Source organism: Micromonospora sp. NPDC003776 (assembly GCF_053605645.1).
In genome coordinates, this window is the sequence record NZ_JBSGJR010000639.1 from 1 (window position 1) to 3,632 (window position 3,632).

The following is a 3,632-nucleotide window of genomic DNA, read 5'->3' on the forward strand; positions in this document are numbered from 1 at the left end:
CACCGGTAGACCCCGTTGTTCACGTCCGCGAAGACCACCGCGTTGACCTCGACGATCTCGTCCCGCAGCCGCACCGGTCATGACGGCGTACCTCCCTGCGGCGCGCCCGGCTCGGGGCGGGCCGGGGTGGGACGCGCGGCCGGCGCCGCGGCCTTGCGGGCGGCGGTGGTCTCCTCCTTCGAGGGGTCACCGTGCGGGTCGTGGGCCGGCGGCGGTGGCACGGTGGCCATCCACTCGCCGAGGTGGTCCTTGTCGTGCAGCAGGTCCCTGATGTCGTACTCGGCGTACTCGAACTCGGGTGACCAGTAGAGCGCGTCGAAGGGGCAGACCTCGACGCAGATGCCGCAGTACATGCAGAGCGAGAAGTCGATGTCGAACCGGTCGAGGACGTTGCGCTGCCGGGCGCGGGCGGCCCCGGGCACCACCACCTCCTCCTTGTGCGAGTCGATGTAGATGCACCAGTCCGGACACTCCCGGGCGCAGAGCATGCAGACCGTGCAGTTCTCCGCCAGCAGCGCGATCACACCGCGCGAGCGCGGCGGCAACTCGGGGGCGACGTCCGGGTACTGCTGGGTGGTCGAGCGGCGGGTCATCGTCTTCAACGTGACCGCCAGCCCCTTCACCAGCCCCTCGCCGGGCGCGCTCCGCTCGCTCATGCCGCCCATCCTGCCCTGTGCCCATGATGCGCGCGACCACCACCCGGCTCTTGCCGGCGCCTCGGGATGCCGAGCACGCCGTTCACCGGTCGGTCGAGGTACGGCTTCCGCTCAGGCCGGCGGGAGCATCTCCACGCCGAGCTGCTGGAGCACCTGGAACAGTTCGTTGACGCTCCACACGTCGACGATCCGGCCGGCGTCGTCGAAGCGGAGGAAGGACGCGCCCGAATAGCTGACCACCCGGCCGGTGGGCGGCACCGGGCCGAACTGTCCGGCCTGGGTGCCGGCGGCCCGCCAGTGCACGGCCACCCGGTCACCGGCGGCGACCAGCTCGACGATCTTGTAGCGGAGGTCGGGGAAGGCCGCTCGCCGGTCCCGGTGCCAGGCCAGCGTGGCGGCCGGACCGGTCCCGCCCAGCCCCGGGCAGTCCGCGGCGACCAGGTCGTACGCGCTCTCCTCGCGGCCGGCGTTCCACACGTCGGCGATGAAGCGTCGGGCCGCCGCCTCCAGATCGGTCACCGCGGCAGCCTAGCTCCGCTCGGCCTGACGGAGACCGCCGGAGCGACCATGATGGAAGCCGACGACATTTCTCGGGAGGCGGCGTGGGCGGCAGTGACGACGAGATCCTGGAGCGCACGGGCGGCAGGTACGTGGAACCGGGTGCCGAGTTCACCCGGGACCAGCGGTACATCGCCACCCGGATCACCGCCGACGGGCGGGACGGCTGGCCGGTGGAACCCGGACGGTACCGGCTCGCGGTGAGCCGGGCCTGCCCGTGGGCGAACCGGCTGATCATCGTCCGCCGGCTGCTCGGGCTGGAGGATGCCATCTCGATGGCGGTGGCCGGCCCGACCCACGACAAGCGGAGCTGGACCTTCGACCTCGACCCGGGCGGCCGGGACCCGATGCTCGGCATCGAACGGCTGGCCGAGGCGTACTTCAAGCGGTTCCCCGGGTACGACCGCGGCATCACCGTGCCGGCGATCGTGGACGTGCCGACCGGGCAGGTGGTCACCAACGACTACGCGCAGATGAGCCTGGACCTGTCGACGGAGTGGACGGCGTACCACCGGCCGGGCGCGCCGGAGCTCTACCCGGGGCGGCTGCGGGACGAGATCGACGAGGTCAACGCGGTGGTCTTCGCGGACGTGAACAACGGGGTCTACCGGTGCGGCTTCGCCGGCAGCCAGGAGGCGTACGACAAGGCGTACCACCGGCTCTTCGACCGGCTGGACTGGTTGAGCGAGCGGCTGTCCGGGCAGCGCTACCTGGTCGGCGACACGATCACCGAGGCCGACGTCCGGCTCTTCACCACACTGGTCCGCTTCGACCCGGTCTACCACGGCCACTTCAAGTGCAACCGCCAGAAGCTTTCCGAGATGCCGGTGCTCTGGGCGTACGCCCGGGATCTGTTCCAGACCCCCGGCTTCGGCGACACCATCGACTTCGACCACATCAAGCGGCACTACTACGAGGTGCACCGGGACATCAACCCGACCGGCATCGTGCCGCTCGGTCCCGACCTGTCGAACTGGCTCACCCCACACGGCCGGGAGGAACTCGGCGGGCGCCCCTTCGGCGACGGCACCCCGCCCGGCCCGCCCGCCCCCACCGAGCGCGTCGACCCCGCCCACACCCCGCTGCCCTGACCCGCCCACGTCCCGCCCCGCCGACTCCCGTCGATCTTGCGCTTTGCGCCCGCGAGCAGCCCGTTCCGCCCTCTTCGTCGGGGCAGGATGTGCAAGATCGACGCGACGAGGGAGGGCGGGGGGGCGGTCAGAGGGCGAGGCGGACGGCGGCGGTGAGGACGAGCTGGGCCAGGGCTAGGGGGACGAGGACCAGCCAGCAGAGGCGCTGGAGCTGGTCCTCACGCAGGCGCGGGTAGGACACCCGCAGCCAGATGATCACGAACGCGACGGCGAACACCTTGAGCAGGGTCCACAGCCAGCCGAGCTGGGCGTCGGCGAACGGGCCCTGCCAGCCGCCGAGGAAGAGCACGGTGGTCAGCGCGGCGATCACCACGATGCCGACGTACTCGGCGAGCAGGAAGAACGCGAAGCGCAGGCCGGTGTACTCGGTCATGTAGCCGAACACCAGCTCGGAGTCGGCCACCGGCATGTCGAACGGGGGCCGCCGGATCTCGGCCAGCCCGGCGACGAAGAACACCACCAGCGCCGGCGCCTGCCAGAGCAGCCACCACGGCCGCCACGCCTCGACGATGCCGGGCAGGCTGAGCGTCCCGGCCGCCATCGCCACCGAGGCGGCGGAGAGCACCAGGGGCAGCTCGTAGCCGAGCAGCTGGGCGGCGCCGCGCAGGCCACCGAGGAGGCTGTACTTGTTGGCCGAGGACCAGGCCGACATGAGCACCGCCAGCACCCCGATGCCGACCACGGCCAGCACGAAGAACAGGCCGATGTCCAGCGGCTGCCCGACCAGGTCACCCGGACCGAGCGGGATCACCAGCAGGGCGAGCAGGTACGGCACCAGGGCGACCGCGGGGGCCAGCCGGAACACCGGGCGGTCCGCGTCGCGCGGGGTGACGTCCTCCTTCTGCACGAACTTGATGCCGTCGGCCACGAGCTGCGCCCAGCCGTGGAAGCCGCCCGCGTACATCGGGCCGAGCCGGCCCTGCATGTGCGCCATCACCTTGTGCTCGGTCTGGCCGACGATCAGCGGCAGGGTGAGGAACGCGACCAGCACGGCCGCCACCCGGAGGACCAGCTCCAACCAGGTCGGCATCAGCCCTCCCCCGCCTCGGGCGCGGCGTCGGGCTCCTGCCGGGGCGGACCCGTCGGCCGCTCACCGGGCGCCGGCCGGGCCGCGCCCGCCCCACCGGCGGGTCGCGCCGGGCGTTCGCCCGGAGCCGGGCGGGCGGGACGTTCCCGGCCCGCCCGGCCCGGGACCAGGTACTTGCCGGCACCGAGGAACGGCGCCGGGATGATGCCCGAGGACTCCTCGTGGTTGGTCTCGAAGTAC

General features: G+C 72.2%; 5 protein-coding genes. 1 reads left to right on the forward strand and 4 read right to left on the reverse strand.

Annotated features, from left to right (window positions below; genetic code table 11):
- Positions 1-77: 77 nt before the first annotated feature.
- Both ACWEVO_RS32440 and ACWEVO_RS32445 read right to left on the reverse strand, forming a co-directional pair.
- Positions 78-656, reverse strand: a complete 579-nt coding sequence (locus ACWEVO_RS32440; protein WP_452311257.1) for a NuoI/complex I 23 kDa subunit family protein — start codon at positions 654-656, stop codon at positions 78-80.
- Between the two features lie 111 nt (positions 657-767).
- Positions 768-1,175 (reverse strand): ester cyclase, encoded by a 408-nt coding sequence (locus ACWEVO_RS32445; RefSeq protein ID WP_452311258.1) that lies wholly within the window; start codon positions 1,173-1,175, stop codon positions 768-770.
- Positions 1,176-1,258: 83 nt separating this feature from the next.
- Between ACWEVO_RS32445 and ACWEVO_RS32450 the strand changes: the two genes are divergently transcribed.
- Positions 1,259-2,305, forward strand: coding sequence for a glutathione S-transferase family protein (locus ACWEVO_RS32450; RefSeq protein WP_452311259.1), 1,047 nt, complete (start codon positions 1,259-1,261; stop codon positions 2,303-2,305).
- Positions 2,306-2,432: 127 nt separating this feature from the next.
- On the opposite strand, the gene nuoH is transcribed toward ACWEVO_RS32450, so the two are convergent.
- Together nuoH and ACWEVO_RS32460 are read right to left on the reverse strand one after the other, a co-directional pair.
- On the reverse strand, positions 2,433-3,395 hold the full coding sequence (nuoH, locus tag ACWEVO_RS32455; RefSeq protein WP_452311260.1) for an NADH-quinone oxidoreductase subunit NuoH: 963 nt from the start codon (positions 3,393-3,395) through the stop codon (positions 2,433-2,435).
- Positions 3,395-3,632, reverse strand: a 238-nt coding sequence (locus ACWEVO_RS32460; RefSeq protein WP_452311261.1) for a hypothetical protein, incomplete at its 5' end; no start/stop codon positions are given. The genes nuoH and ACWEVO_RS32460, both read right to left, overlap by 1 nt.